General features: G+C 68.8%; 24 protein-coding genes. 12 read left to right on the top strand and 12 right to left on the bottom strand.

All coding sequences use genetic code 11. The features are described 5' to 3' along the window. Positions 1-72: 72 nt before the first annotated feature. Together E3T19_RS14220 and E3T19_RS14215 are read left to right on the top strand one after the other, a co-directional pair. Positions 73-1,419, top strand: coding sequence for an ATP-binding protein (locus tag E3T19_RS14220; protein WP_240632435.1), 1,347 nt, complete (start codon positions 73-75; stop codon positions 1,417-1,419). Then, positions 1,416-2,069, top strand: a complete 654-nt coding sequence (locus tag E3T19_RS14215; RefSeq protein WP_088455911.1) for a response regulator transcription factor — start codon at positions 1,416-1,418, stop codon at positions 2,067-2,069. The genes E3T19_RS14220 and E3T19_RS14215 overlap by 4 nt, the downstream gene beginning before the upstream one ends. Positions 2,070-2,073: 4 nt before the next feature. Here the strand turns inward: E3T19_RS14215 and E3T19_RS14210 are convergent, their stop codons facing one another. Continuing rightward, entirely contained in the window at positions 2,074-2,808 is a 735-nt protein-coding gene (locus tag E3T19_RS14210; RefSeq protein WP_088455910.1) for a glutamine amidotransferase, read from the bottom strand. 80 nt (positions 2,809-2,888) lie between these two features. On the opposite strand from E3T19_RS14210, the gene E3T19_RS14205 reads away from it, so the two are divergent. After that, complete coding sequence (locus E3T19_RS14205; RefSeq protein WP_088455909.1) at positions 2,889-3,713, top strand: thymidylate synthase; 825 nt, start codon at positions 2,889-2,891, stop codon at positions 3,711-3,713. Further along, positions 3,703-4,227, top strand: a complete 525-nt coding sequence (locus tag E3T19_RS14200; protein WP_241980246.1) for a dihydrofolate reductase — start codon at positions 3,703-3,705, stop codon at positions 4,225-4,227. The genes E3T19_RS14205 and E3T19_RS14200 overlap by 11 nt, the downstream gene beginning before the upstream one ends. A gap of 159 nt (positions 4,228-4,386) precedes the next feature. On the opposite strand, the gene E3T19_RS14195 is transcribed toward E3T19_RS14200, so the two are convergent. From E3T19_RS14195 to E3T19_RS14175, 5 genes are all read right to left on the bottom strand, one after another. Beyond that, a complete protein-coding gene (locus E3T19_RS14195) occupies positions 4,387-5,394 on the bottom strand; it encodes a CPBP family intramembrane glutamic endopeptidase (RefSeq protein WP_134409139.1) in 1,008 nt (335 codons plus the stop codon). A 67-nt stretch (positions 5,395-5,461) separates the two neighbouring features. After that, a complete protein-coding gene (gene ligD, locus E3T19_RS14190) occupies positions 5,462-6,484 on the bottom strand; it encodes a non-homologous end-joining DNA ligase (RefSeq protein ID WP_088455906.1) in 1,023 nt (340 codons plus the stop codon). 202 nt (positions 6,485-6,686) lie between these two features. Next, a complete protein-coding gene (locus E3T19_RS14185) occupies positions 6,687-7,247 on the bottom strand; it encodes a hypothetical protein (RefSeq protein ID WP_134409138.1) in 561 nt (186 codons plus the stop codon). A 239-nt stretch (positions 7,248-7,486) separates the two neighbouring features. Next, positions 7,487-7,921: a VOC family protein gene (locus E3T19_RS14180; RefSeq protein WP_134409137.1), complete on the bottom strand. Its 435-nt coding sequence runs from the start codon at positions 7,919-7,921 to the stop codon at positions 7,487-7,489. A gap of 128 nt (positions 7,922-8,049) precedes the next feature. Continuing rightward, positions 8,050-9,780: a bifunctional diguanylate cyclase/phosphodiesterase gene (locus E3T19_RS14175; protein WP_088455903.1), complete on the bottom strand. Its 1,731-nt coding sequence runs from the start codon at positions 9,778-9,780 to the stop codon at positions 8,050-8,052. Between the two features lie 221 nt (positions 9,781-10,001). Between E3T19_RS14175 and E3T19_RS14170 the strand changes: the two genes are divergently transcribed. Next, on the top strand, positions 10,002-10,298 hold the full coding sequence (locus E3T19_RS14170) for a hypothetical protein (protein ID WP_088455902.1): 297 nt from the start codon (positions 10,002-10,004) through the stop codon (positions 10,296-10,298). A gap of 47 nt (positions 10,299-10,345) precedes the next feature. Beyond that, positions 10,346-11,374, top strand: a complete 1,029-nt coding sequence (locus E3T19_RS14165; RefSeq protein WP_134409136.1) for a glutathione S-transferase family protein — start codon at positions 10,346-10,348, stop codon at positions 11,372-11,374. A 71-nt stretch (positions 11,375-11,445) separates the two neighbouring features. On the opposite strand, the gene E3T19_RS14160 is transcribed toward E3T19_RS14165, so the two are convergent. Then, positions 11,446-12,207 (bottom strand): SDR family oxidoreductase, encoded by a 762-nt coding sequence (locus tag E3T19_RS14160; protein ID WP_088455900.1) that lies wholly within the window; start codon positions 12,205-12,207, stop codon positions 11,446-11,448. 153 nt (positions 12,208-12,360) lie between these two features. On the opposite strand from E3T19_RS14160, the gene E3T19_RS14155 reads away from it, so the two are divergent. Then, positions 12,361-13,272, top strand: a complete 912-nt coding sequence (locus E3T19_RS14155; RefSeq protein ID WP_134409135.1) for a 3-methyladenine DNA glycosylase — start codon at positions 12,361-12,363, stop codon at positions 13,270-13,272. Here E3T19_RS14155 and E3T19_RS14150 read toward each other — a convergent pair. Then, positions 13,269-13,988 carry an NAD(P)H-hydrate epimerase gene (locus tag E3T19_RS14150; protein ID WP_241980245.1) on the bottom strand — a complete coding sequence of 240 codons (720 nt, stop codon included), beginning with the start codon at positions 13,986-13,988 and terminating at the stop codon, positions 13,269-13,271. The genes E3T19_RS14155 and E3T19_RS14150 overlap by 4 nt on opposite strands. A gap of 333 nt (positions 13,989-14,321) precedes the next feature. On the opposite strand from E3T19_RS14150, the gene E3T19_RS14145 reads away from it, so the two are divergent. Genes E3T19_RS14145 through E3T19_RS14130 form a run of 4 tightly spaced genes read left to right on the top strand, consistent with a single transcriptional unit; the run spans position 14,322 to position 16,736 of the window. Next, on the top strand, positions 14,322-15,284 hold the full coding sequence (locus E3T19_RS14145; protein WP_198418794.1) for a 1-phosphofructokinase family hexose kinase: 963 nt from the start codon (positions 14,322-14,324) through the stop codon (positions 15,282-15,284). A 32-nt stretch (positions 15,285-15,316) separates the two neighbouring features. After that, entirely contained in the window at positions 15,317-15,634 is a 318-nt protein-coding gene (locus tag E3T19_RS14140) for a hypothetical protein (RefSeq protein ID WP_134409134.1), read from the top strand. A gap of 40 nt (positions 15,635-15,674) precedes the next feature. Then, positions 15,675-16,133 (top strand): hypothetical protein, encoded by a 459-nt coding sequence (locus E3T19_RS14135; protein WP_088455896.1) that lies wholly within the window; start codon positions 15,675-15,677, stop codon positions 16,131-16,133. 3 nt (positions 16,134-16,136) lie between these two features. Continuing rightward, positions 16,137-16,736 (top strand): TetR/AcrR family transcriptional regulator, encoded by a 600-nt coding sequence (locus E3T19_RS14130; RefSeq protein ID WP_088455895.1) that lies wholly within the window; start codon positions 16,137-16,139, stop codon positions 16,734-16,736. A 151-nt stretch (positions 16,737-16,887) separates the two neighbouring features. Here the strand turns inward: E3T19_RS14130 and E3T19_RS14125 are convergent, their stop codons facing one another. Further along, on the bottom strand, positions 16,888-19,128 hold the full coding sequence (locus E3T19_RS14125; RefSeq protein WP_088455894.1) for a UvrD-helicase domain-containing protein: 2,241 nt from the start codon (positions 19,126-19,128) through the stop codon (positions 16,888-16,890). Positions 19,129-19,328: 200 nt separating this feature from the next. Here E3T19_RS14125 and E3T19_RS14120 point away from each other — a divergent pair, with 200 nt between their 5' ends. Then, entirely contained in the window at positions 19,329-21,503 is a 2,175-nt protein-coding gene (locus tag E3T19_RS14120; RefSeq protein WP_134409133.1) for a glutamine synthetase III, read from the top strand. Positions 21,504-21,579: 76 nt separating this feature from the next. Here E3T19_RS14120 and E3T19_RS14115 read toward each other — a convergent pair whose 3' ends face one another. The 3 genes from E3T19_RS14115 to E3T19_RS14105 all read right to left on the bottom strand — a co-directional run bounded on the left by E3T19_RS14115 (position 21,580) and on the right by E3T19_RS14105 (position 25,318). Continuing rightward, positions 21,580-24,144 (bottom strand): ATP-dependent Clp protease ATP-binding subunit, encoded by a 2,565-nt coding sequence (locus E3T19_RS14115; protein ID WP_134409132.1) that lies wholly within the window; start codon positions 24,142-24,144, stop codon positions 21,580-21,582. A gap of 191 nt (positions 24,145-24,335) precedes the next feature. After that, on the bottom strand, positions 24,336-24,944 hold the full coding sequence (locus tag E3T19_RS14110; protein WP_088455891.1) for a hypothetical protein: 609 nt from the start codon (positions 24,942-24,944) through the stop codon (positions 24,336-24,338). 56 nt (positions 24,945-25,000) lie between these two features. After that, on the bottom strand, positions 25,001-25,318 hold the full coding sequence (locus E3T19_RS14105) for a carboxymuconolactone decarboxylase family protein (protein WP_088455890.1): 318 nt from the start codon (positions 25,316-25,318) through the stop codon (positions 25,001-25,003). Positions 25,319-25,468 lie beyond the last annotated feature (150 nt).

The following is a 25,468-nucleotide window of genomic DNA, read 5'->3' as shown; positions in this document are numbered from 1 at the left end:
AAGACCCTGATTGCACCCTGACGAAGCGGTTCGGGGTGCGAGCGAGCAGCCCATGGGTGCTTGGATGGTGCTGTGACCGACCTGCGTCCCACCGACACCCGTTTCACCGGGCACCTCGTGCGGCCACGCCTGCGCATCGTGGCCGGCGTGTGCGCGGGGTTCGCCCGGCACTCCGGCCTGCCCGTCACCTTTGTACGCACCGTGACCTTCGTACTGGCCCTCTGCGGCGGCGCCGGGGTGCTGCTCTACGGCTGGTTGTGGGCCACGACCCCCGACGAATCGGCGGATGGCGCGGCCGGCAGTGCCCCGCACCGGGACCCCCTGCCCAAGGCCGCGCTCACCGGCTCCACCGTGACCCTGCCCGATGCCCGCACCCCGCCGGGCGCCCCGTCCGCCGGTGCGACGTCGGGTCCGGCCGTAGCAACGGCAGGGCCGGAGGCGGATGCCGGCACCGCGGAGCCCCGTCGCGCGCCGGTCACCGAGATCCTGCTGGGGCTCGCGCTGGTCGGTACGGCCGGCGCGTTGATCGCCAACCGGCTCGGCGCCGACCTGCCGCTGGACGCCATCATCCCCGCGATCGTGGCACTGGCGGGCGCCGGGCTGGCCTGGCGCCAGTTCGCCGAGCTGCGCAGCGGCGCCGGTCCCCGCAGCTCCGGCATGCTGGTGCGAGCCCTCGGGGCGCTGGTCCTGGTGGCGCTGGGCATCCTGCTGTTCTTCGTCACCAGCGAGAACCCCAACGTCTGGACCGTCGTCGTGGCGGCCATGTCGGTGCTCGTCGGGGTCGCCGTGGTCGTGGCCCCCTGGGCGGTGCGGCTCACCCGCGACCTCTCCGACGAGCGGGCGGCACGCGAGAGGGAGGCCGGCCGGGCCGAGATGGCCGCGCACCTGCACGATTCGGTGCTGCAGACCCTTGCTCTCATCCAGCAGAAGGCGGGCCCGCACTCGGATGCCGCCAGGCTCGCCCGCGCCCAGGAACGCGATCTGCGGGACTGGCTGTTCACCGGGGCCGCGAACGGTCCGGTCGACCTGGCCGCGGAGCTGCGCGGTATCGCGACCACCGTCGAACGCGACTATGCGGTACACGTGGACGTCGTCGCGGTCGGCTCCGTCGACCGGGAGGTGCCCGAGGCCCTGCTCGCGGCCGCACGCGAAGCAATCCTCAACGCCGCAAGGCACGCCGGCGGCAGTGTGTCGGTGTACGTGGAGTCGTCGCCGACCGCCATCGAGGTCAGCGTCACCGACCGCGGGCCGGGCTTCACGATCGGTGACATCCCAGCCGACCGCATGGGTGTGCGCGAGTCGATCCTGGCCCGCATGCAGCGGGCCGGCGGCGCCGCCTCGGTAAGCCCAGGCCCGAGTGGTACCGGCACCGAGATCCGGCTCTCCCTCCCCCTCGACATCCAGGAAGACACCCCATGAATGACCTCACCGTCGTGATCGTTGACGACCACTCGATCTTCCGGTCCGGGCTGCGCTCGGAGCTGGACCCGGCGCTGCGGGTGCTCGGCGAGGCGGCGACGGTCGACGAGGCCATCGCGGTGGTCGTCGCCACCCAGCCGCGGGTGGTGCTGCTCGACGTGCACCTGCCCGGTGGCACCGGCGGTGGCGGCGCCGAAGTGATCCGGGCCGCCGCGCCGCTGGCTCCGTCGACGCTGTTCCTGGCCCTGAGCGTGTCGGATGCGGCCGACGACGTCGTCACGGTCATCCGTGCCGGTGCCCGCGGATACATCACCAAGAGCGCGTCAGGGACCGAGGTATCGGAAGCCGCCCGCCGGGTGGCCGGCGGGGACGCCGTCTTCTCGCCGCGCCTGGCCGGTTTTGTGCTGGATGCCTTCGGCGCGGTCGCCGGCGAGACCGCGGCGACCACCGACGAGCTCGACAGGCTTTCGGCCAGAGAGCAAGAGGTGATGCGGCTGATCGCCCGCGGTTACGCCTACAAGGAGGTCGCCAGTGCGCTCTTCATCTCCCCCAAGACCGTGGAGACCCACGTGTCAGCGGTGCTCCGCAAGCTGCAGCTCTCCAGCCGGCACGAGCTCACGGCGTGGGCCACGGCGCGCAAACTGCTCTAATGGGTTAGGCCGTGCCGAACCGCTCCACGAAGGCCTTCATGATGGTGGCCGGCTCGGTCACCGTCGAGGCATCGATGGCGGCGATGACCTCGTCATAGGCATCCGGCTCGAAGTAGCCGTTGTCGTGGTAGACCCGCAGCCTGGTGAGGATGCCGGCCTGGGTGAGTTCCGGGTGGAACTGGGTGGCATAGACGTTCCGGCCGATCCTGAACGCCTGAACCGGGCAGTCCTCCCCCGTGGCCAGCAGCTCCGCACCGGTCGGCAGCACCGTGCAGGCCTCCTTGTGGCCGACGAAGGCTTCGAAGGTCGGGGTGATCCGGCCGAAGAGCTGGTCGGCGCTGCCCTCGGGCGTGAGGCTCACCACGATGGGGCCGGCCACCTCCGACCAGGTGTCGTCGACGACGCCGTCGAGGTAGCTGGTGAGCAGGCCGATGCCGTAGCAGGCGCCGAGGAATGGGAAGTCCTGGGCGACCACGTCGTCGAGCAGGCCGGCGAGTTCACCTTCGACGCGGTGCTGCACCGCCGACTTGGTCTCGTCGGCGTCGCTCGCGTTGAACGGGCTGCCGCCCACGATCACGCCGGAGTAGTCGGCGAGGGTGATCGGCGGCATCGGGGCGGCCTCGAGGCGTACCCTGTGCAGCTGCTCGGGCAGCAGGCCGCCGGCGGCCAGGAAGCCGGCGTACTCGTCGTCGGCGGCTTCATCCTCGGAACGGGTCGCCAGCAGCAGAAAGGGCTTCACCGCCCCATGCTACCGAGTCTGGCGGCCAGGGCACCGGATGTGACTCCCGTCTTCTGGCATCGCCCTGTAGATTTGAGTCGATGAACACTCGAGCCGAGACCAGCCCGATCGCCACCCCGTACGAAGACCTGTTGCGTTTGGTTCTGGAAACCGGCGCCACCAAGGCCGACCGCACCGGCACCGGCACGCTGAGCGTGTTCGGCGCCCAGCTGCGCTTCGACCTCAGCCAGGGCTTCCCGCTGATCACCACCAAGCGGGTGCACTTCCCGTCGCTGGCCTACGAGCTGCTCTGGTTCCTGCGCGGTGAGAGCAATGTGGGCTGGCTCAAGGAGCACGGCGTGCGCATCTGGAACGAGTGGGCCGACGAGCAGGGTGAACTCGGCCCGGTCTACGGCGTGCAGTGGCGCTCCTGGCCCACCCCGGCCGGCGGCCACATCGATCAGATCGCCCAGGTCATCGAGACCCTCAAGACCGACCCGGACTCCCGTCGGATCATCGTCTCGGCCTGGAACGTCGCCGACATCCCCGAGATGGCCCTGGCACCGTGCCACGCCCTGTTCCAGTTTTATGTGGCCGACGGCAAGCTCTCCTGCCAGCTCTACCAGCGCAGCGCCGACCTGTTCCTCGGCGTGCCGTTCAACATCGCCAGCTACGCGCTGCTCACCCACCTCGTCGCCGCGCAGACCGGCCTCGAGGTCGGCGACTTCATCTGGACCGGCGGCGACTGCCACATCTACTCCAACCACCTCGAACAGGTCACCGAGCAGCTGCGCCGCGCCCCGTTCCCGGCGCCCCGGCTGAAGATCACCACCGAGCGCGACAGCATCTTCGACTACGAGTTCGAGGACCTCGAGGTCGTCGATTATGTGCACCACCCCGCGATCAAGGCTCCAGTTGCCGTCTGAGGACGCCCGGATCGGGTTGATCTGGGCGCAGGCGGTCAACGGGGTCATCGGCGACGCCGGCAGCATCCCCTGGCGACTGCCCGAGGACCTCATCCGGTTCAAGGAGCTCACCCTCGGCGGCGCCGTGATCATGGGCCGCCGCACCTGGGACTCGCTGCCGGAACGGTTCCGCCCGCTGGCCGGGCGCGACAACATCGTCGTCACCCGCCAGGAGGACTGGGTCGCCGAGGGCGCCACCGTGCTGCACTCCCTGACGGCCGCGCTGGACTGGGCCGCCCAGGAGTCCGCTGCCGCCCGCCAGCGCGTCTGGATCATCGGTGGCGGCGAGATCTATCGCCAGGCCATGCCGCTGGCCGATCATCTCGAGGTCACCGAGGTCGACGCCGAACCCGTCGGAGACACCCTGGCTCCGGTGATCGACGCCGCGTTCACGCAGACCGCCGTCACCGAATGGCAGACCTCCCGCACAGACCTCCGCTACCGCTTCGTGAGCTACCATCGCGAACCCGCCTAGCCACCAACACACGCCCGGTGAGTTGCCAGTTGGCGCCCCCTGGATGGGCTCGTAGGGGCCGGAACTGGCAACTCGCAACGGTGTGCCACAGTGAGTTGGCAGATGACGCCCTCTCGATGCGCTCGAAGAGGCCGCAACTGGCAACTCGGGAACGTGCGCCTAGCGGTCGGCCGGCGCCAGCTGACGCGCCCGACGCTGCAGGGCCGGCTGAATCCGGAACTGTCCGGTGAGCGCGAGCACCGCGATGACAACGGCCATCACGATCCAGGCCACCCAGCCCAGAGGGCCGAGCGCCACAGGGTCGGCGGAGGTGCCGTCAACGGCAACCAGGAACAGGAAGCCTGCGGCGGCATTGAATGCGCCGTGCGCGAAGACCGCCGGCCACACCGAGCCGGTGCGGAGCCGCAGCCAGCCGATCAGGACGCCATAGAACATGCAGCCCCCGATCATGAGGCCGACGCCGAGCAGGTTGGGCTGGGCGAAGTTGTAGCCGAGCAGGATCACCGGGCTGTGCCAGAACCCCCAGACCGCCCCGCTGATCAGCAAGGCCGGCCAGGTGCCCAACGGGCGCAGGGACGGCAGCAGCCAGCCGCGCCAGCCGATCTCTTCGCCCAGCGCGAAGAGACCGTTGAAGATCGCGGCCACCGGGAGCGTCAGCAATTGCAGGAGCACGATGACCCCAACCGGAACCGAGGACGGTGCGGCCGCCCCGGTGGGATCGGCGTCCTGCAGCACCTGCGCGAAGCCGGAGAAGGTCACAAGGTCAAGCTGCACGAGCCCGAGCGCCGCGGCGAGGAACACGCCCGTGATCACCAGCAGGGCACTGCCGAGAAGGCCGAACACGGTCATCCAGAGGGTGCGTTTGAGCGGGCGCAACGGCCACAGGCCGAGGTACTCCGGGATGGATCGGGGGCGGGGGCGCTGCACCACGAGCACCACAAAGAGCGCGGCGATGCCGGGGGTGAACATCATGACCGGCAGCAGGAGTGCGGCGAGCGGGTTGGCCAGTCCGCTGCCGTCCAGCCAGAGTGGGAGGGCCACCAGCCAGGCGAGGCCGCACGCCAGAATCACGAACACCGCCACCGCGGTCCACGGCACCCGATCCGGAAACGGCACCGCCGCCGCGGTGGTCGAGGGTTGTGGATCGCTGAGGGTTGGTGTGCTCATGGCTGCAACGCTAGTCAGCAACCGACCGGCCGACATCCGTCGCGCGGCGGAGATGCCGGGAGCCGCGCTACGGGTCGTGCCGGGCCCGGCTGGGTTGCACCCGCGGGGGTTCGCCGGGCATCTTGGGATAGTCCGGCGGGAAGGGCAGCTCGCCCAGCCCGGCGGCCAGGTCGCGTTCCCACCACTCAAGCAATACGTCGATACGGCCCGGCTTCTCGTGCATCTGCGCCCAGGGATCGCCGGTGCTCTGCAGGCGCTTCGGCACGGTCAGGATGGTGTGCGCCTTGGGGTCGGTGCGCCCCAGTTCGTCCCAGGTGATCGGGCACGACACCGGCGCATGGGCGAGCGCCCGCGGGCTGTAGGCACCGGCCATGGTGCGGTCCCGGTTCGCCTGGTTGAAGTCCACGAAGATGCGGGCCCCGCGCTCTTCCTTCCACCAGTTCGTGGTGACAGTCGTCGGCATCCGCCGTTCGACCTCGCGTGCGGCCGCGATCACCGCATGCCGCACCACCTGGAACTCGCGGTTCGGCTCGATGGGCGCGAAGACGTGCAGGCCGCGATTGCCGGAGGTCTTGACGAACGCGGTGAGGCCCGCCTCGGCGAGCACGGCACGCAGCTCGATGGCCACCGGGATGGCGTCGTCGAAGTCGGTGCCTGGCTGCGGGTCGAGGTCGATGCGCAGCTGGTCGGGGTTGTCGGTGTCCTCTGCCCGCGATGGCCACGGGTGAAAGACCACGGTATTCATCTGCACCGCCCAGACGGCACCGGCCGGTTCGTCGATCACGAGCTGCGGATGGGTGCGCCCGCTCGGATAGACCACCGGCACCGCCCGCACGAACTCGGGGGCGCCCTTGGGCGGGTTCTTCGAGAAGAACTGTTCACCGTCGATGCCGGCCGGAAACCGTTGCAGCGACACCGGGCGGTCGCCGTTGGCCGCGACGAAGGGCTCCCCCACCGCCACGAGGTACTCGGCCAGGTCGAGCTTGGTGATGCCGACCTCCGGCCAGAGCACCCGGCTCGGGCTGGAGATGCGCATGACTCTTTCGCCGTGTGGCCCTTGGACAACAAGCTCCGTCGCTTCACTCGCCATGCGCCCAACCTAACCCGGATCTCCCCCGCGAACCGTGAGTTAAGCCCCAGAAATTCGCGATTTCTGGGGCTTGTCTCCCAGCTCGCGGATGTCTTCGCGCGGCGCCGAATCCGACCTGATGCCCGGCGTCGACCTCGGCGGCGTCGCAACGTTGCTCGGCGAACCCTCGGAGCCGACCACGACACTGTTCATCTCAGCGAGGTCAGACGCCGTAGTCCTCGGCCGGCGAGGAGATGCTGGTGATCGTGCGCTCGGGATTGTCGGTCGACACCCACACCGAGATCGACGAGTTGTCTCGTGGATTCGCGTCGCTTCTGGGGATAGCGACCCCGCCGACGAACACGGTGAAGCTGTCCTCGTCGGTCACGGTGTGCGGATACTGATCGGCGAGCGCAAGTGCCGAGTCGCCGATCTGGATACCGTCTATCGTCGTCAGTGACACGCCGTTCAGTTCCGGCGCCTCGAGAACGACGTAGTAGTTCGAGTCCAGCGGCGCCGTGGCGGGCCAGTCCTCGTCCACTATCCGCAGCCCCGGCCAGTCGTAGCGGGTCTGGGGGCCGGGCTCGACGGTGGGATATTCCCTGTCCACGACCGGGTCGGCGCCGAAGGCCGCGGTCAGGGCGGCGACGACGTCCTCGATCGGGTCGAAGTAGCTGAAGGACACCACGCTTTCGTCGCTCGAGGTCACCTGCATGGCCTCGGGCGTCACAACGATTCCGGTGACGGTGGCGGCGGCCGCGGGTGCGGGTGTTTCCGTCGGCACCGGCGTTGCGGTCGGGCTGGCGACGGATGTCTGTGACGGCCCTGGCGAGGCCGCGGTGCCTGCCGATCCCTCCCCGGCGCAGCCCGTGAGCGCCACTGCCAAAGCCCCGATCAGAACGAATAAACGTGCACGAACCATGGATCTCCCCCGAGATGTCGTCATGTGCTTACGCTATCGACGGCAGCCCTCGAACGCCCAGAACCGACCACCCCAGTTCGGGGTGGTCGGACCGGTCGAGCCTAGTGCGCGACCTGTTGCGCGGCCCCCGCGATGTTGACCATCCAGGCCACTCCGAACTTGTCGACGCACATGCCGAAACTGTCGCCCCACGGCGCGACCTCCAGCGGCATCGTCACCGATCCGCCGTCGACAAGCCGGTCCCAGTAGACGCGCAAGACTGCGGCGTCGTCACTGTCGCCGCTGAGCGAGACCGAGTAGTTGTTGCCGGGCGTGTACTCCATGGCGTTCGGGGTGTCCGCCGCCATCAACGACAGGCCGTTCGGGGTGGTGAGCGCCGCGTGCATGGTCTTGTCCTGCTCGCTCGGGTCCTCGCTGGCCTGGTATTCCGCGAACGTGCTGCGCGTCAATTCGCCGCCGAAGATCGAGTGGTAGAACTCCATCGCCTCCTTGGCGTTGTCACGAAATCCGAGATAGGGGTTGAGCTTCGTGCTCATGATGTCTCCTCGCTGCCCGGACCTCGCTGCCCGTGCCATCGGTGGTGGAAGGTGCGTCTGCGTACGCTGCCGATTATCAACCGGACGGCGCAGATGCGCGAGGTGTACGCCGCATCAGCCCGTTCGGGTCAGCACGACTGCGCCGCCGGCAGCAGCTCGGCGGGCACCGGCCGCGAGATCAGGTAGCCCTGCGCGGTGTCGCAGCCCATGGCCCGAAGCAGGTGCAACTGGCCGGGACGTTCCACCCCCTCAGCGGTCACTCGCAGGCCCAGCGCGTGGGCCGTGTCGATGACCCCACCCACCAGAAGCGCATCCTGGGGCGAGTCCTCGATCGTGTCGATGAAGGTCTTGTCGATCTTCACGGTGGTCAGCGGGAGGTCACGCAACATCGCCAGCGACGAGTACCCGGTTCCGTAGTCGTCGAGCGCGATGCTCAGGCCCGCGTCCCGCAACGCCTGCAGCTGGCCGATCGCCCGCGGCAGGTCGGTGATCGCGGACCCCTCGGTGATCTCAACCTGCAGCAGCTCCGCGGGCACCCCATGGGCGGCGAGTGCCGCGAGCACCTGCGGAACCAGGGTGCGGGCGGCCAGCTGCAGGGGCGACACATTGATCGCGATGCTGCGTGGCTCACCCGCATCCAGCCACTGGCGCGCCTGGGCGCACGCCTGGTCGATCACCCACTCACCGATGCGGTGGATGTCGCCGGACAGCTCCGTGATCGGGATGAACTCGGCCGGCGACACCTCACCCAGCACCCTGTCGTTCCACCGCAGCAGAGCCTCGACGGCGGAGCAGTCTCCCGTGACCAGGTCAAGTTGCGGTTGATAGTTCAGTGCGAAGGTGCGGGATTCGAACGCCGCCGTGAGCCGACGGCGGATGAGCGCGTTCCGGGTGATCGGCGCGGCGCCCTGTCCGTCGAGCCTTGCCACTTGGCGTTTGCCGGACTGTTTGGCCTTGATCATTGCTCCGTCGGCGTGTCTGAGCAGCGCGTCGAGCTGGTTCAGCTCCAGTTCGTCGACCACGTCGACGGCCATCGAGACACCTACCGACGCGGATACGTGCAGCAGGTGGCCGTCGCTCGGGAACGGTGCGGTGGCACTGATCAGCACTCGGTCCGCGACGTCGAGGGCCTGGGCCTCCGTCACGTTAACCAGAAGCGCCGCGAATTCGTCCCCGCCCAGCCGGGCCAGAACATCCGTGGGACGCACCAGCCTGCGCAGCCGGTCGGCGAATTCGACGAGGACCTCGTCGCCGGCCCGATGTCCGAAGGTGTCGTTCACGGCCTTGAACCCGTCAAGGTCGATGAACAACACGGCCACGCCGGCCAGGTCATCCGCGGTGAACGTCGAGCCCCGCTCCTCAAGCTGGCGCCGGTTGGCCAGTCCGGTGAGGGAATCGTGCAGTGCGGCGTAGCGGAAGTCGGACGACAGCCGCTCGAACAGCTGGGAGACCGCGACAACACCGGGCCCGGCATCGGTGAGTACCAGCACGTCCCGATATCGGGACTCCTCCGGCAGGGCGAGGATGCGCTGGGCGGCGTGGCCGAGTTCGAGGTGTCCCGGCAGCGAGAAGGAATTCTCCGACACCATCTGCGCCGCGGTTGACCTCACGTGCAACCCCCGTCCGTAGCCGAGTCGCCCGGTGAGCGTGTACTCCACGTGCTCGCGCGACAACAGCGCGTATCGTTCACCCTCGTGCACGACCAGGGAGCGGAGCTGGCGCTCGGCCCGGAAAGTCCGGTCGATGTCGGCCAGCGGGGTGTCTCCCGGTACCAGTCGGGCGGGTGTGGCCAGTTCGCCGACGCTGACGGGCCGGTCAGCACGCAGGTCCCGGGCTACAGGCGGAAATTCTAAGCTCATACAAAATCAATACCGGAGCGACTGGGTGTCACGAAACCCGCTCGCCGCCGTTTGCCGCACGTTAAGGTTCCGCGCACCCCCAAAACGGCCACATCGAGGTGCAGGTCACCGGGCCGCTGAGCGATGACCAGGGAGTGACACCGACATCCGCAGCTACCGAAGGTCGGTTAAGCTGACGCTGAGCAGGCAGCGCCTGTGAGTGTCGATATCGAAGGACCCCCATGGACCACGTCGCCAGCATCGTCGCCGATATTCACCTGACCAAGCCCGAGGCGCTGGCCGTGATCGCCGCGACGCTGGATGCCCCGGTGCAGGGGGCGCGGACGGCCTCCGCTTTCGTGGGGCTACCGCAGGGCGGCTGGGTGGAAGTGGACATCCCGAAATTCGGTGAGGCCCCGCCCCTCACCCTCGATGTGCACGATCCCCGCGGCCAGGCTGAGGCCCGCGCCTCCGCCCAGTCGCTGCTGGACCTGCTCGCGCACGTCGCCGGCTGGCCGGTGCATCACCTGCACGAATGAGGGCAACTCTATGCGTACGCACGGGTTCTTTCCCGTAGCGTGGAGCCATGAGCAACGAGACCCTCACTCCCAGCACGCTGCGTCCCAGTTACGTGGAACCCGGCAGGGACTTCGATCGCGACACCAATTACATCGAAGACCGCATCACCCTCGACGGCCGCGACGGCTGGCCGGTGGAACCCGGCCGCTACCGCCTGGTGGCCGCCCGCGCCTGCCCGTGGGCGAACCGCACCGCCATCGTGCGCCGGTTGCTCGGCTTGGAGCGGGTCATCTCTCTTGGCATGCCCGGCCCCACCCACGACAAAAACAGCTGGACCTTCGACCTCGACCCGAACGGAGTAGACCCGGTGCTGGGCATCGAGCGCATCCAGCAGGCCTACTTCGCGCGCTTTCCCGACTACCCCCGCGGCATCACGGTGCCGGCGATCGTGGATGTACCCTCCGGCAAGGTCGTGACCAACAACTATCCCCAGATCACCCTGGACTTCGAGACCGAGTGGGCGGACTACCACCGGCCCGGCGCGCCCGACCTCTACCCGGTGGCCTTCCGCGCCGAGATCGACGAGGTCGCCAACCTGATCTTCCACGACGTCAACAACGGCGTCTACAAGTGTGGCTTCGCCGGCAGCCAGAAGTCCTACGAGCGGGCCTACGGCGCCCTCTTCTCGAGGCTCGACTGGCTCGAAGAACGCCTGACGAACCAGCGCTACCTCGTGGGCGATACCATCACCGAGGCCGACATCCGCCTGTTCACCACGCTCGCCCGGTTCGACGCGGTCTATCACGGTCACTTCAAGTGCAACCGCAACAAGCTCAGCGAGATGCCGGTGCTCTGGGCCTACGCCCGCGACCTGTTCCAGACCCCGGGCTTCGGCGACACTATCGACTTCGAGCAGATCAAGAAGCACTACTACGTGACGCACAGCGACATCAACCCCACCGGCATCGTGCCCGCTGGGCCGGATGCGTCGGGGTGGCTGACCGCGCACGGCCGCGAGGCCCTGGGCGGCCGCCCGTTCGGCGACGGCACCCCGCCGGAGGCGCCGCTCGAAAGCGAGCGAGTACCGGCGCTCTAGGCTGCACTGTGGTGCGGAAATCCCCCCTTGCCTGGCAACAGGAAGGGGGGATTTCCGCAATTCAGTCGCGCCTAGCGGGCGAGCCAGCCACCGTCGACCGGCAGGGTGATTCCGTTGACGTAGTCGGATGCGTTGCTGGAGAGGAAGACGGCGGCACCGACGAGGTCGGAGGCCTCGCCCCAGCGTCCGGCGGGGATGCGATCGAGAATCGCCTTGGACCTGTCGGCGTCCGCCCGCAGATCCTTCGTGTTGGCGGTGGCGATGTAGCCGGGTGCAATGGCGTTCACGTTGACGCCGGACGCGGCCCATTCGTTCGCCAGTGCCTTGGCCAGGCCCACGATGGCCGACTTGGATGCCGTGTAGCCGGGCACGTTCACGCCGCCCTGGAAGCTCAGCAGGGAGGCGGTGAAGATGATCTTGCCGTGGCCGCGAGCCACCATGTTGGCGCCGACGGCGCGACTCAGCACGAACTGCGACGACAGGTTCACGGCGATCACTTCGTCCCAGAACTCGTCAGAGTGCACGGCGGCCGGGGCCCGGCGGATGGTGCCGGCGTTGTTGACGAGGATGTCGGCGTTCAGGGCGGCCAGCTCGGTGCCGAGGGCGGTGATCACTGCACGGTCGGCGTAGTCGGCGTCGTAGGGGGTGAAGGTGCGGCCCAGTGCCTCAACCCGCTGGGAGACCTCGCTGCCGGTCATCGGCATGTTGACGCTCACTCCGACGATGTCGGCTCCGGCGGCCGCGAGTCCCTCGGCCATGGCGAGCCCGATGCCGCTGCTGGCGCCCGTGACGATGGCCACCTTGCCGGTGAGGTCGAAGGGGTTCGCGGTCATGTTGGTGCTCCTTTGTGAGTGTGCCGGGTCGCGTTCGATGTTCTGCTGGGCGGAACATCGTTCCGCCTAGTGACTACTCTACGGGGTGATCACGCCGCCGGGCGACCCGACCTGCGGATTGGACGGGCCCCGCACGGCCGCGAGTACCCTCGTATGGTGCACATCTCTCCCGCGACCGCGCTCACAGCGCTCACCGCCGGCGACTGGCGCGAACTGGAACGTCGGCACCAGGATCGGGCCGACGCCGCCACGCTGGGACGCCGGCAACGCGCCGGCACCGTACACACGCATCCGGTGGACGACTTTCTGTTCACCTACTACCCGTTCCGTCCAGGGTTGTTGCGGCGGTGGCACCCCGGTGCCAACGTGGTCCTGCAGGGCGCGGCGACCGAGGAGCGCGCCGGGTGGAAATGGTACCGCTCCGAGCGGGACGACCTGGTCGTCGACCACGCCTTCATCGAGAAGAACGCGCGGAGCATCCGCTTCATCGTGACACTGCTGGGCCGCACCGCCCAGCGAGCCGGCGATTTCGGCTGCTTCGGCCTGCACGAATGGGCCATGGTGTACAAACAGGGCGAGCACCGCCATGAATCGCCGCTGCGGCTCAGCCAGGGCGACACCGACACCGTGGTGGAATCCCACCGGATCGCCTGTACGCATTTCGACGCGTTCCGCTTCTTCACCCCCGCCGCCGTGGACCTCAACTCGGAGCAGGCCCGCCCCGTACTGCCGAGCCGGGAGAACCAGCCGCGTCTGGAGCAGCCCGGTTGCCTGCACGCGGGCATGGACGTCTACAAGTGGGCCATCAAGCTCGGTCCCCTGATTCCCGGGGACCTGCTGCTGGACTGCTTCGACCTCGCCCGCGACATCCGGGAACTCGACATGCAGGCATCCCCCTACGACCTCTCCGAGTGGGGCTACTCCCCTGTCGCCATCGAGACCCCGACCGGCAAGGCCGAGTACGTGCGGCGGCAACGCGGGTTCACCGAACGGAGCAACGGCCTGCGCGCCCGGGTGATCGCCGCGGTCGGCGCGCTGCCGGAGCCTGTGCTCCCGGCGCGTTAGCCCAGGTCACGTCGGCGGATGCGCTCCAGCTCGTCACCGATACCGATGTCGGCCACGACGACCCGGCCGACATAGTCGGCGGCCGGGCGGGTGACGAGCCCGGTCTTGCAACCGCCGAAGGTCACCGTCAGGTCGGCCGGCAGCACCGTGGGGTCGGGCACGCTGCCATCGTCCATGCCGATGCCGCTGGGCAGGTCCACGGCCACGACCAGGGGCGGATGCTCACCGGCGAGGGCCGGCAGAAGAGCCGCCACAGTGCCGCGCGCCACTCCGCGCAAGGCGGGATTGCCGGTGGCCCCGGTGCCCAGGATGCCGTCGAGGATCAGGTCGGCCGAACGAGCGAGGCCTGTGACGACCTCGGGAGGTTCGTCCACCGGGCGCAGGTCAGCTCCGTGCGCGAGGGCCGCCTCGAGCGCTTCCCGGTGTGGGCGGTCGCTGGTAGGCAGGATGCAGAGGGTGGCGCCCCAGCCGGCCAGCATCTCCGCGGCGTACAAGGCGTCTGCCCCGTTGTTGCCCGACCCGGCCAGAACCAGCACGCGCGCATCCTCAACCGCTCCGCCATCCGATCCGCCGCGCCGCGCCGTGAGAAGGGCCGCTGCCTCGGTTGCGAGCGCACGGGCCGCCCGGGCCATGAGGGGCACTCCCTGCTCGAGGAACGGGGCTTCGGCCTCGCGCACCTGGGCTGCGGTGTAGGTCGGCACGGGTGAGGGATGCACGCCGCCACCCTACGCCGCCGGGGCGGCCCGACCCCGCGACGCTCAGCATCCGGTCAGAGAAGTGGATACCCCATGGGGTATTGTTGGGTCCTCCAGGCCGCCCGGCCTGGCCAACCAGAAGGAGTCCCCCGTGTGCCGAGCCGTGACCTGTAGAACCTGCGGAAAGACCACCTGGGCCGGCTGTGGTCAACACGTCGACCAGGTCATGCGGGGCGTCCCCCGAATCGATCGCTGCGCCGGACACCAGAAGGAGCCCTCCGGGGGAGGCTTCTTCACCAGGCTGTTCTCCCGCCGCTGACCGGCGAAAAGCGCTCACAGTCCTACGCTGGGGTCATGGATGTTCCCAGGCCGACAACGCTGCGACCGATACTCACTCTCACGGTCAACCCTGCCCTCGACGTCAGCACCTCGACGGAAAACGTGGTCGGTGAGCACAAGATGCGCTGCGGACTCTCCAGGCTCGACCCGGGTGGCGGCGGCATCAACGTCTCCCGCGTCATCCAGCGTCTCGGTGGCCAAACCCTGGCCATTTATGCAGCCGGCGGGCCGACCGGCGACGCCTACCGCAAGCTCATCGAAGCCGAAGGCCTCCCCACCGTGGTGGTGCCCATCGCGGGCAGCACCCGGGAGAGCTTCACGGTTGACGAGACGACCACCGGCAAACAGTTCCGCTTCGTGTTGCAGGGTCCGGAAATCACCGAACCCGAGTGGCGTGCCTGCCTCGCCCGGGTGGCGGAGTCGATCCCGCACGGCGGCTACGTGGTGGCCAGCGGCAGCCTGCCGCCGGGCGCGCCCGACGACTTCTACGCCAGGGTCGCCCGCCTGGCCCGCGAGCACGACGCGCGCTGCATAGTGGATGCGTCCGGGCCGGCCCTGGCCGCAGCCCTCGCGGAAGGGGTCTTCCTGGTCAAACCCAGCGGACGTGAACTGGGCGAGCTGGTGGGCTCGACGCTCGACACCGAAGAGAGCCAGATCGCCGCGGCAAGCACCCTCGTCTCCCGGGGATCCGCCGAGTTCGTGGCCCTCACGCTCGGCGGCAAGGGTGCCGTGCTCGCCTCGGCGGCCGGCGTGATGCGCTTGGCCGTTCCGCAGGTCACGGTGCAGAGCACTGTCGGCGCCGGCGACAGTTTCCTCGGCGCGTTCGTGCTGCGCATCGCACAGGGCCACGACCCTGCCGCGGCCTTCAGAGCGGCGGTCGCGGCCGGCAGCGCCACCGCGATGACACCGGCCACCGAGCTCTGCCACCGGGCCGACGTGGAACGACTGGAAGCCGAACTCGCCCTGGTCCCGGCCTGAGCGCCTCGGGCGGCGAGATTAGTGTTGTTCCCATGAAGCTGACCAGAATCGACCCGCCCGGTCGGAGCTTTTCCCGCTGGCTGACCGACGAAGAGGTGGGCCAGGTGCTGGCCGCGAGCCGTGGCTGGCGACTCGGGAGCGACGGCAGCGTCGTGGCCGGCACTGTGCGCAAGACCGTCATCGCCCCTTCCCTGGTCGCCCTGGGCGCCGCGGCAACCGCCAATCGGTGGATCAGCCGCCCCGCCAGGGCGGGTAGCGACGGCAGCGGGCCGACCCACATGATGTGGGGCGTGTTCGAGGCCCGCACCGACGCCGAAGTGGCCGAACTGGTGGCCGCCGCCCCGCGGTAGGCCGAGTCATTGACCCAGTGATCAATGTAGGGTGGGAGCCATGACCCTCCTCGCCCCGCAGAAGACCCGCGCCACGATTGTCCGCACAGTGTTGCGCCTGGTGCTCGGCGCTTTCCTGCTGCTCGCCGGCATCAGCCACCTCACTGTCAACCGGGAGGCGTTCCTCGCCCAGGTACCTACCTGGCTGCCGCTGGAGGGCGACTTCGTGGTCGTGGCCTCGGGAGTCGTCGAGATCATCCTGGGTGCGGCGCTGCTGGCGCTGGGCAGGTTCCGTGTGCAGGTCGGCTGGATCGTGGCCGCGTTTTTCGTCGCGATCTTTCCCGGCAACATCTCCCAGCTCGTCACCCAGACCGACTCATTCGGGCTGAACACCGACCTCGACCGCACCATCCGGCTGCTCTTCCAGCCCGTGCTGGTGCTCTGGGCGCTCTGGTCAACGGGCGCCTGGAAGGCGTGGCGCGAGTATCGCACCGGCCGGCGCACCGACGGCGGCAACTGACCCATGGGCGGACCCAAACTGCCCGAACAGGAACGCTGCGACGCCATCCTGACCGCCGCCTACCAGATCGCCCTCACCGACGGTCTTGATGCCGTCACCGCCCGACGCGTCGCCACCGCAGCGGGCATCTCCCCTGGCCTGGTGTTCTTCCACTTCCAGTCCAAGGACGGCCTGCTCCAGGCCCTGCTCGCGGTGCTGCTCGACGGCACCCTCGACGCGCTCACCGACCCGAGCCTGGCCGCCCTGGCACCGTGGGACCGCCTCGAACGGATGGTCAGGGTCGAGCTCGAACGCCTGGTCGAGCACCACGCGGGCGTGGAGTTGCTCTTCGCGTTTTACTTCTCCCGCCACGCCGACCTGTTTCGCGACCGCATCGAGGCCTCATTTGGGCGCTACCTGGAGGCGTTCCTGCCGGTCTGCCGCGAGGCGGTCGGCGCGGCCGGGTCCCCTGCCGGCGGGGAGGGCGTCTCGGGCGTCGACCTCGCGGCCACAGTCGTGGCGCTCATTCAGGGCGCCTCCATCCAGGCGATCCGCAACTCGGCCTTGATCAATTCCGAAGCGCTCCTCACGACCATCAGGGCCCTGCGGCCGCGCGCCGCCTGACAAGCCGTCCTGAGGAGGCCGGCGCCGAGGCAGGCAGAGCGACCCGAGACAGGTCTCCCCCGACGTGCCTCAAAAACCCCTTCTGCACGCGTGAAGGGGACTAGTGCCCGGAGTGGGCGACGTCGGTGCGGCGAGGCAGCGCAGCCGGACGCTAGGGCAGGTCGCTCAGCCCGGCGGGCAGCGGACCGTCGCTCACGAGGTACAGGCGCTGGGTCGCGCGGGTCATGGCCACGTAGAGTGCTCCGGCTCCGCGTTCGGACGCCGCCACGATGGCGGTGGGGTCGACGACGATCACGGCGTCGAATTCGAGACCCTTGGAGTCGTGCGGGGTGAGCAACGCCACATCCCGCAGCAGACCGAGCGCCCCGCGGCCGACGATGTCGCCGAACTCGGCGTCGAGAGCCTCTGCGAGGGCATCGATGTGCTCCTCCACCACGATCACCGCGACAGTGCCGCCCACGCCCAGGGTGCGCTCCCGCCGCAGGGCGTCCAGGGCGTCCGTCACGATAACGACCGGCCAGTCGCTGGCGCGCACCGTGCGTGACGCCGTGATCGGCAGGCCGTGCGCCACCGCCATCTTCTCGGCGGCCTCGGCGATCTGGCTGGGGGTGCGGTAGTTCACCGTCAGCTCCTCCAGGCGCCACCTGTCGGCTTCGAACGAGGCCTCGAGCACGGGTGCGAGGGCCTCCCGCCAGCTGTCCGCCGCGGCGGCCGCGGCGGCCTGGGCGATGTCGCCGACGATGGTGAACGAGCGGCGCGGGCCGCGGCGCATGAGCAGCCGCCACTGCATGGGCGAGAGCTCCTGCGCCTCATCCACGATCACGTGCCCGTAGGTCCAGCTGCGATCCAGCGCCGCCCGTTCGGCCGTGGTGGCGCGGTCGCCGAGTTCGGCGAAGTTGTCGGCGAGGGCCTTCGCATTCACGAGTCCCTTGACGTCCATGTTCTTGATCGCCAGCTCGGCGTTCTCAATGTCGCGCTTGCGCTGTTCCTTGGCCTCACGCTTCTGGGCCGCGTCGACGGCGCTGTACTCGCCGAGGTGCTCGGCCGCCTCATCGAGCAGCGGGATGTCGGCGATGGTGAACTCGGCGTCACGCGGTCGGTGGAGCAGCGCGCGCTGCGCGGCCCGCCAGCGCGGCGTGAGCTCTTCCAGCCACTGCGGCCGGGCGTAGAGGTCCTGCACAAGCTTCTGCGGGGTGAGTGGCAGCCATGCGGTGTTCAGCGCCACCCGTACATCGTCGGCCAGCCGGAGGTCTTCGCGCAGCATCGGAAGGTCGGTGTCGTCCATCGACCGGCCCTGGCGCTGGAGCTGCTCGAGCCACTCGCGGGCCAGCGCGTTCAGGGCGTGCTTGACGAAGACGACGCGGGCCTCGTTGTGCGGCTTCCCGCCGGAGCGGGCGCGGTGGATGGCTGCCTCGATCAGCTGGGGCTTGAGCACCAGGGTGTCGCCGTTCACGAGCAGCTTTTGGGCGGCGGCCGGCACCTTCTGCCTGCTCTTCACGGCCCGAGCGATCAGGTCGGCCATGAACGTCTGGCCCTTGAGCGCGGCGACGGCGGGCGCGTCCTCGTGGCCGGCCTCGACGCCGGGGAACAGCTGGCCCACCGAGGCGAGCACCACCCCGGTCTCTCCGAGTGACGGCAGCACCGCCTCGATGTACTGCAGGAACGACGTGGACGGTCCGACGATGAGCACACCGGCGTTCTGCAGCCTGTCGCGGTGCGTGTAGAGCAGGTAGGCGGCGCGGTGCAGCGCCACGGCGGTCTTGCCGGTGCCGGGGCCGCCCTGCACGACAAGCACACCGTTCAGCTCCGAGCGGATGATGCGGTCCTGTTCGGCCTGGATCGTCGAGACGATGTCGGACATGTGCCCGGTGCGCTGGGCGGTCAGCGCCGAGAGCAGCGCCCCCTCGCCCTGATGCAGGTTGGCGGTGTCGCCCTCCAGCAGCGCCGCATCCAGAATCTCGTCTTCGATGCGGATGATGCGCCGGCCGTTGGAGAGCAGGTGCCGGCGGGAGCGGGCACCGAGCGGCGTCGCGGCGGTGGCCTGATAAAAGGCGCTGGCCTGCGGTACCCGCCAGTCGAGCAGGATCGGCTGCAGGTTCTCGTCGCGGAGGCCCACCCGGCCGATGTACCTGTAGACGGGTGCGCCGTCCTCCTCCGGGGCAGTCTCCAGCCGGCCGAAGGCCAGGCGGTCGTCCACCTCGCGCAACTGCACGATGCGGTCCTCGTAGGTGCGGGCAAAGGTGTCGCGCTCGGACCGGGACTGGTGGTTACCACCGACGTCGAGAATCCGCACGGCCTTCAGCTGGGCCTCGGCCTCCCGCTGCAGCGCGTCGAGGCGCGCGTACAGCGTGGCGACATAGTCCTGTTCGCGCGCGAGCTCCGTATCAACCACTCAAACACCCCTCAAATCAAACGACCAGTTTAGCCGCTGACGATGCTGCTGGGTTTCGACCCCCAACCGGGAGCACCGGCAGAGCGAATCCGTCACGCGGCCGAAATGTCCCCGGCATACACGCTCCCTAGGTTTGGGCTACCGGATTCCGCACCCCGTCGCGGACAGAGCCCGAATAGACCCGAATAGAGGGGTAAACCATGAGTGGAAATGCCATGCGCCTGCAGGCGATCAGGGATGTCGAGGCCTATGTGCCCCCGGCCGTCAGCTTCACCGACGCCGAAACCCCTGGCCAGATCTTCGGTGAGAACGTGTTCAGCAGCGTCGTCATGCAGAAGCGCTTGCCCAAGCTCGTCTACAAGTCGGTCATGGCCACCATCGAGCACGGTGCGATGCTGGATCCCCTGGTCGCCGACGCCGTCGCCTCCGCCATGAAGGACTGGGCGATGGAAAAGGGCGCATCGCACTACGCGCACGTGTTCTACCCGCTCACCGGCCTCACCGCCGAAAAGCACGACAGCTTCCTCGAACCCGTCGGCGACGGCACCGCGCTGGCCGAGTTCGCCGGCAAGACCCTCGTGCAGGGCGAGCCCGACGCCTCCAGTTTCCCCAACGGCGGCCTGCGCAACACCTTCGAGGCCCGCGGCTACACCGGATGGGACGTCACCAGCCCCGCCTACGTTCTGGAGAACCCGAACGGCAACACCCTGTGCATCCCCACGGTTTTCGTCTCGATGACCGGCGAAGCCCTCGACCACAAGACGCCGCTGCTGCGCTCGCAACAGGCGATGGGCGAACACGCCGAGCGTATCCTGCGCCTGTTCGGCCACGTCAAGCCGGCCAAGGTCGTCGCGTTCTGCGGCCCTGAGCAGGAGTACTTCCTCGTGGACCGGCACTTCTTCCTGGCCCGCCCCGATCTGCTCAACTCCGGCCGCACCCTGTTCGGCGCCAAGCCGCCCAAGGGCCAGGAATTCGACGACCACTACTTCGGTGCCATCCCCGAGCGGGTGCTCGGTTTCATGATGGACACCGAGCGGGAGCTGTTCAAGCTCGGCATCCCCGCCAAGACCCGGCACAACGAAGTCGCGCCCGGCCAGTTCGAGATCGCGCCGATGTTCGAACGCGGCAACATCGCCGCAGACCACCAGCAGCTGCTGATGACCACGTTCAAGACCATCGCCAAGAAACACGGCATGGAGTGCCTCTTCCACGAGAAGCCCTTCCAGGGAGTCAACGGCTCAGGCAAGCACGTCAACTTCTCGCTGGGCAACAACCAACTCGGCAGCCTGCTCGTCCCCGGCGACAACCCGCACGACAACGCCCAGTTCCTGGTTTTCTGCGCCGCGGTCATCCGTGCCGTGCACAAGTACGCCGGTCTGCTGCGGGTCTCCGTCGCCTCGGCGACCAACGACCACCGTCTGGGCGCCAACGAGGCCCCGCCGGCGATCATCTCGATCTTCCTCGGCGACCAGCTGGCGGATGTCTTCGAGCAGATCGCCAAGGGTCCCGCGACCTCCTCGAAGGACAAGGGCACCATGATCATCGGCGTCGACACGCTGCCCCAGCTGCCGACCGATCCCGGCGACCGCAACCGCACCAGCCCGTTCGCCTTCACCGGCAACCGGTTCGAGTTCCGCGCGCCGGGCTCGATGCAGACCGTGAGCGGCCCGATGGTGACGATCAACACGATCATGGCGGAGTCGCTGGACTACATCGCCACCGACCTTGAGGCGGCCGTCGCGGCCGGCACCGACTTCGACACCGCCGTGCAAGCCCTGCTGACCCAGATCATCACCGAGCACGGCGCCATCGTGTTCAACGGCGACGGCTACGCGGACTCCTGGCCCATCGAGGCCGAAAAGCGGGGGTTGGCGAACCTACGGACGACGCTGGACGCCCTGCCGGAGCTGATCACCGAGTCCGCCCTGGAGCTGTTCGAGAAGTACCGGGTGTTCAACCACCGGGAGATGCACAGCCGCTATGAGATCGGTCTGGAGCAGTACGCGCTCACCATCGGTGTTGAGGCCCGCCTCACCCTCGAGATCGGCTCGACGCAGATCCTGCCGGCCGCGATGCGGCACCAGACCGAGGTGGCACTCAACATCGGCGCCGTCAAGGCCGCCGGCGGGGATGCCGACTTAGCCGCCCTGTTGGAAGTGAGCGCTCCGATCGCCAAGCTGCGCACCGCCCTGGCCGTGCTCAAGGACGTCCTGGCTGCCGAGTCCGGCAGCGCGCTGGCCGAGGCAGAGCACGCCAGGGATGACCTGCTGCCGGCCATGAGCGCCGTGCGCGCGGCGGCCGACGTGCTGGAGGGCATCGTGGCCGATGACCTGTGGCCGCTGCCGACCTACCAGGAGATGCTCTTCATTCTGTAGCTTCCACGAACAGGCCGAACGCAGAAACGCCCCGGCCGGACCCGTCAAGGTCCGGTCGGGGCGTTCTCATCCGCGGCTACGCCGCCAGCGGCATCCGTGCCGGTTCGGACGCCACGTGCAGGGCACCATCGGCCACGGTGACGGCCACCACTCCCGCGACGCCGAGCTCTGAAGCCACCAGCAGGTCGGCGATTCTGTCGTCGAGCTGACGCTGGATGACCCTGCGGAGCGGCCGCGCGCCGTACTCGGGCTCGTAGCCGTTCTCGGCAATCCAGTCCACGGCCGCGTCGCTCACGGTGAGCGCGTGTCCCTGGGCGTGCAGCCTGGCCTCGGTCTGGTTCAGCAACAGCCGCACAATCTGGCGGAGCTGGGGCTGATCGAGCTTCCGGAACAGCACGACCTCGTCGATGCGGTTGAGGAACTCGGGCCGCATGGCCTCACGGAGCTTGGCCATCACCCGGTCCCGCAGGGCCTTCTCCGACCCGAAGCCGTTGTGCGCTCCGTCGAGGTCGGCGGTGAAGCCGAGCGCGCCGCTGCGGCTGGCGAGCACCTCGGAGCCGATGTTGGACGTCATGATGATCACGGTGTTGCGGAAGTCCACAGTGCGGCCCTGGCCGTCAGTGAGGCGGCCGTCGTCGAGCACCTGCAGGAGCAGGTTGAAGACGTCGGGGTGCGCCTTCTCGATCTCGTCCAGCAGCACCACCGAGTAGGGGTTCCGCCGCACGTGTTCGGTCAGCTGGCCGGCCTCGTCGTAGCCGACGTACCCCGGAGGAGCACCGACCAGGCGGCTCACGGTGTGACGTTCACCGAACTCGCTCATGTCGAAGCGCAGCATCGCCTTCTCGTCACCGAACAGTGACTCGGCCAACGATTTGGCGAGCTCGGTCTTGCCCACCCCGGTGGGGCCGAGGAACAGGAAGCTGCCGACAGGCCGGGAGGCATCGCCCATTCCGGTGCGGTTGCGCCGTACGGCCTTGGCGATCACGGTCACCGCGTCCTCCTGCCCGATGACCCGCTGGTGCAGGTCGTGCTCGAGCGTGGCGAGGCGTTCGCGGTCGCCCGCGGTGAGGCGGCTGGCCGGGATGCCGGTGGCGCGGGCGATGATCGCGGCGATCTCGGCCTCGTCGACCACGGCGGACGGTGCCGGCTGTGACGCATCCTGGGCGGCCTCGGCCGCGGTGATCTGCTCCGCCAGCTGCTCGGTCTCGTCCCGCAGGCGGGACGCCTCCTCGTAGGCCTCGGCGGCGACCGCGATGGTCTTGGCCGTTTCGAGGCCGGCCCGCTGTTCGCGCAGGCCTTCGATGTCGACCCTCGAGCCGAGCGCTAGACGCGCTCGGGCGCCGGCCTGGTCGATCAGGTCGATGGCCTTGTCGGGCAGGAACCGGTCTGGAACGTACCTGGCGCTCATTTCGACGGCCGCGCGGATCGCGGCATCCGTGTAACGCACCGAGTGGTGCTCGGCGTAGCGGCCCTGCAGGCCGGCGAGGATCTGCACCGCGTCGTCGATGCTGGGCTCATTCACCCGCACGGGCTGGAAGCGCCGTTCGAGGGCGGGGTCCTTCTCGACCTTGCGGTATTCGTTGAGGGTGGTGGCGCCCACGACGTGCAGCTCACCGCGCGCCAGGCGCGGCTTGAGGATGTTGCCGGCGTCCATTCCGCCCTCGCCGGCGCCGCCGGCACCGACCACGGTGTGCAGCTCGTCGATGAAGACGATGATCTGATCGCTGCGCTCGCTGATCTCGTCCATGGTCTTGGTCAGGCGTTCTTCGAAGTCGCCGCGGTAGCGGGTGCCGGCGAGCATGGCGGGCAGGTCGAGCGCGATGACGCGCTTGCTGCGCAGCTGTTCGGGCACCAGGCCGTCGACGATGGCCTGGGCCAGGCCCTCGACCACGGCGGTCTTGCCCACGCCGGCTTCGCCGATCAGCACCGGGTTGTTCTTGGTGCGGCGGGAGAGGATCTCAACGGTCTGTTCGATCTCGTCGCTGCGGCCGATCACCGGGTCGAGCTTGCCGGAGCGGGCACGCTCGGTGAGGTCGATGCCGTAGGTGTCGAGCATCGGGGTGTCTGAGGCGCTGTCGGCGGCCGAGCTGCCGGCCTGGGCCTCGTCGTCCTCGGCCTGCTGGGCGCCGGCCTGCAGTGACTCGGCCGTGACGCCGGACTCTGCGAGCACGCGGGCGGCGGGTGAGTCCTGGTTCACCACGAAGGCGAAGAACAGGTGCTCCGGGTCGATGTAGGTGGAGCCGAAGGCGCGGGCCACCTGGTGAGCATCCAGCAGGGCGCGCTGTGCCGAGGGCGTCAGACCGGGCGCGGACTGGGACTCACGGTCGCCGGACTCCGGCAGGCGTTGGTCGGCGGCGGCCGCGATGGCGGCGGGGTCACCACCGGCACGGCGGATGGCCGAGGCGGCGGGTTCCTGTTCGACCATCACCCGCAGCAGGTGCAGGGCGTCAACGTGGGCGTGACCGTGGGCGACGGCGAACTGGGCCGCCTGCACGAGGATCTCGTGGGTGCGGCGGCTGAGGAGCCGGGTGATCTCGATGGGGCGGCCGGACTGCGCGGCGCGCTGGCCCTGCAGGTAGCGGGCCAGGAACTCGTCGAACGAACCGTTGTCGGAACCGGTCGGGCCGAAGTATGTAGGCAAGGAAACCTCCTGGGAATCTGAACGAGGAGGAAACCCAAAACTTGAGTGACCTCGACTCAAGTCAACGTTTGGGCGCGCGTTTCATTCCCGCGGCATCCTGAGATTTCCCTGAATCCGCGCTCGCAATGCGTCCGGCGGACGCCGAAGTCACTGCCACCGGGCGCACGACACACGGGCCGGGTCACCGGGTTTCAGGAGGTGAGGTCGGCGCACTCGGGTGCAGCTCGGAAGGCCTGGCCGAGGGTGCTGGAGGTGTCCTGGGTTGCCGTGGTGATGGTCTGAGCGGCGGCACCCACGTCGGAGAGCACTGTACCGGTGTCACCGACGAGCGTCGCCAGCGCATCGACCAGGGTGGCCCCGCTGGTGCCCTCCACCGCACTGGCGCTCGCCCGCAAGGTCGTGAACGACTGATCGACGGTGTCGATCGACTCCTGCACGGCCAGGAGCTCCGGGTCGTCGCCGAGATTCTCCGGGGGTGACTTCACAGTGTCGACCAGGGCGCTCACCGAGGCCGACACGGTATCCATCTGGTTGGACACCGCGGTACCCACCGAATCGCCCCCGGTGACCGCCGCCGTCGCCAGCCCCTGAACGTCGGTCTGCACGGTCGATACGTCGCTGCAGACCGTGCCCGCCCAGGTGATCTGTGCATCTGTCGGAGGTGACGCCGTCTGACCGGGTGACGGGGTGGCCGTTGCGGCCGATGGCGACGAACTGCTCGGTGTCGGATCGGTGCCGTCGGCGGGCGCGCATCCGGCAAGGAGCACCAGCAGGGCCATGAAGACGATGGGCTTTCTCACTGGGGGTGCTCCTCACTGGATCTGCCGCACGACGCGGCTGCGGTGGACTCTGGGCGTTACTGGGTGTCGCCCTCGGAGTCGAGTTGGATCGCGAGGTCGAAGGCCTCGACGATCTTGCGAGCCGATGACAGCAACCGTGGCGTGCCCACGATCGGGGCAACGGCGATGAGAACGTCCTCGATGTCGTCGGCGGTCAGCCCGACCTCCGCTGCCGGTCCGACGTGCATGAGGTACGAACCGACCGGTGCATCCACGGCCACCAGGGCCGCGATCCGGGCGATCATCAGCGTGCGCGGATCGAGGTCGGTGCGGGCCAGCGAGACAGCGTTGATCTCGGCCGCCGCATCCAGCACCGGGGTTGTTCCTGTGGCCATGGGTATCGCTCCATTTCCAGGGTTGGGCCCTGTTGGTGTTCGCGTTTTCCGGATTCTTCGGTGTTCGACGGGCGCACCACGACGGCACGCCGGTCTCACGCCGCAGACGGTAGCAACCAATCCGCGTCCCGCCGATAGCGCCGTTCCGGA

Source organism: Cryobacterium sp. TMT4-31, assembly GCF_004403385.1.
Lineage (GTDB): Bacteria > Actinomycetota > Actinomycetes > Actinomycetales > Microbacteriaceae > Cryobacterium > Cryobacterium zongtaii.
Note: the sequence above shows the minus strand (reverse complement) of the source record. Positions and strands in the feature narration are given on the sequence as shown.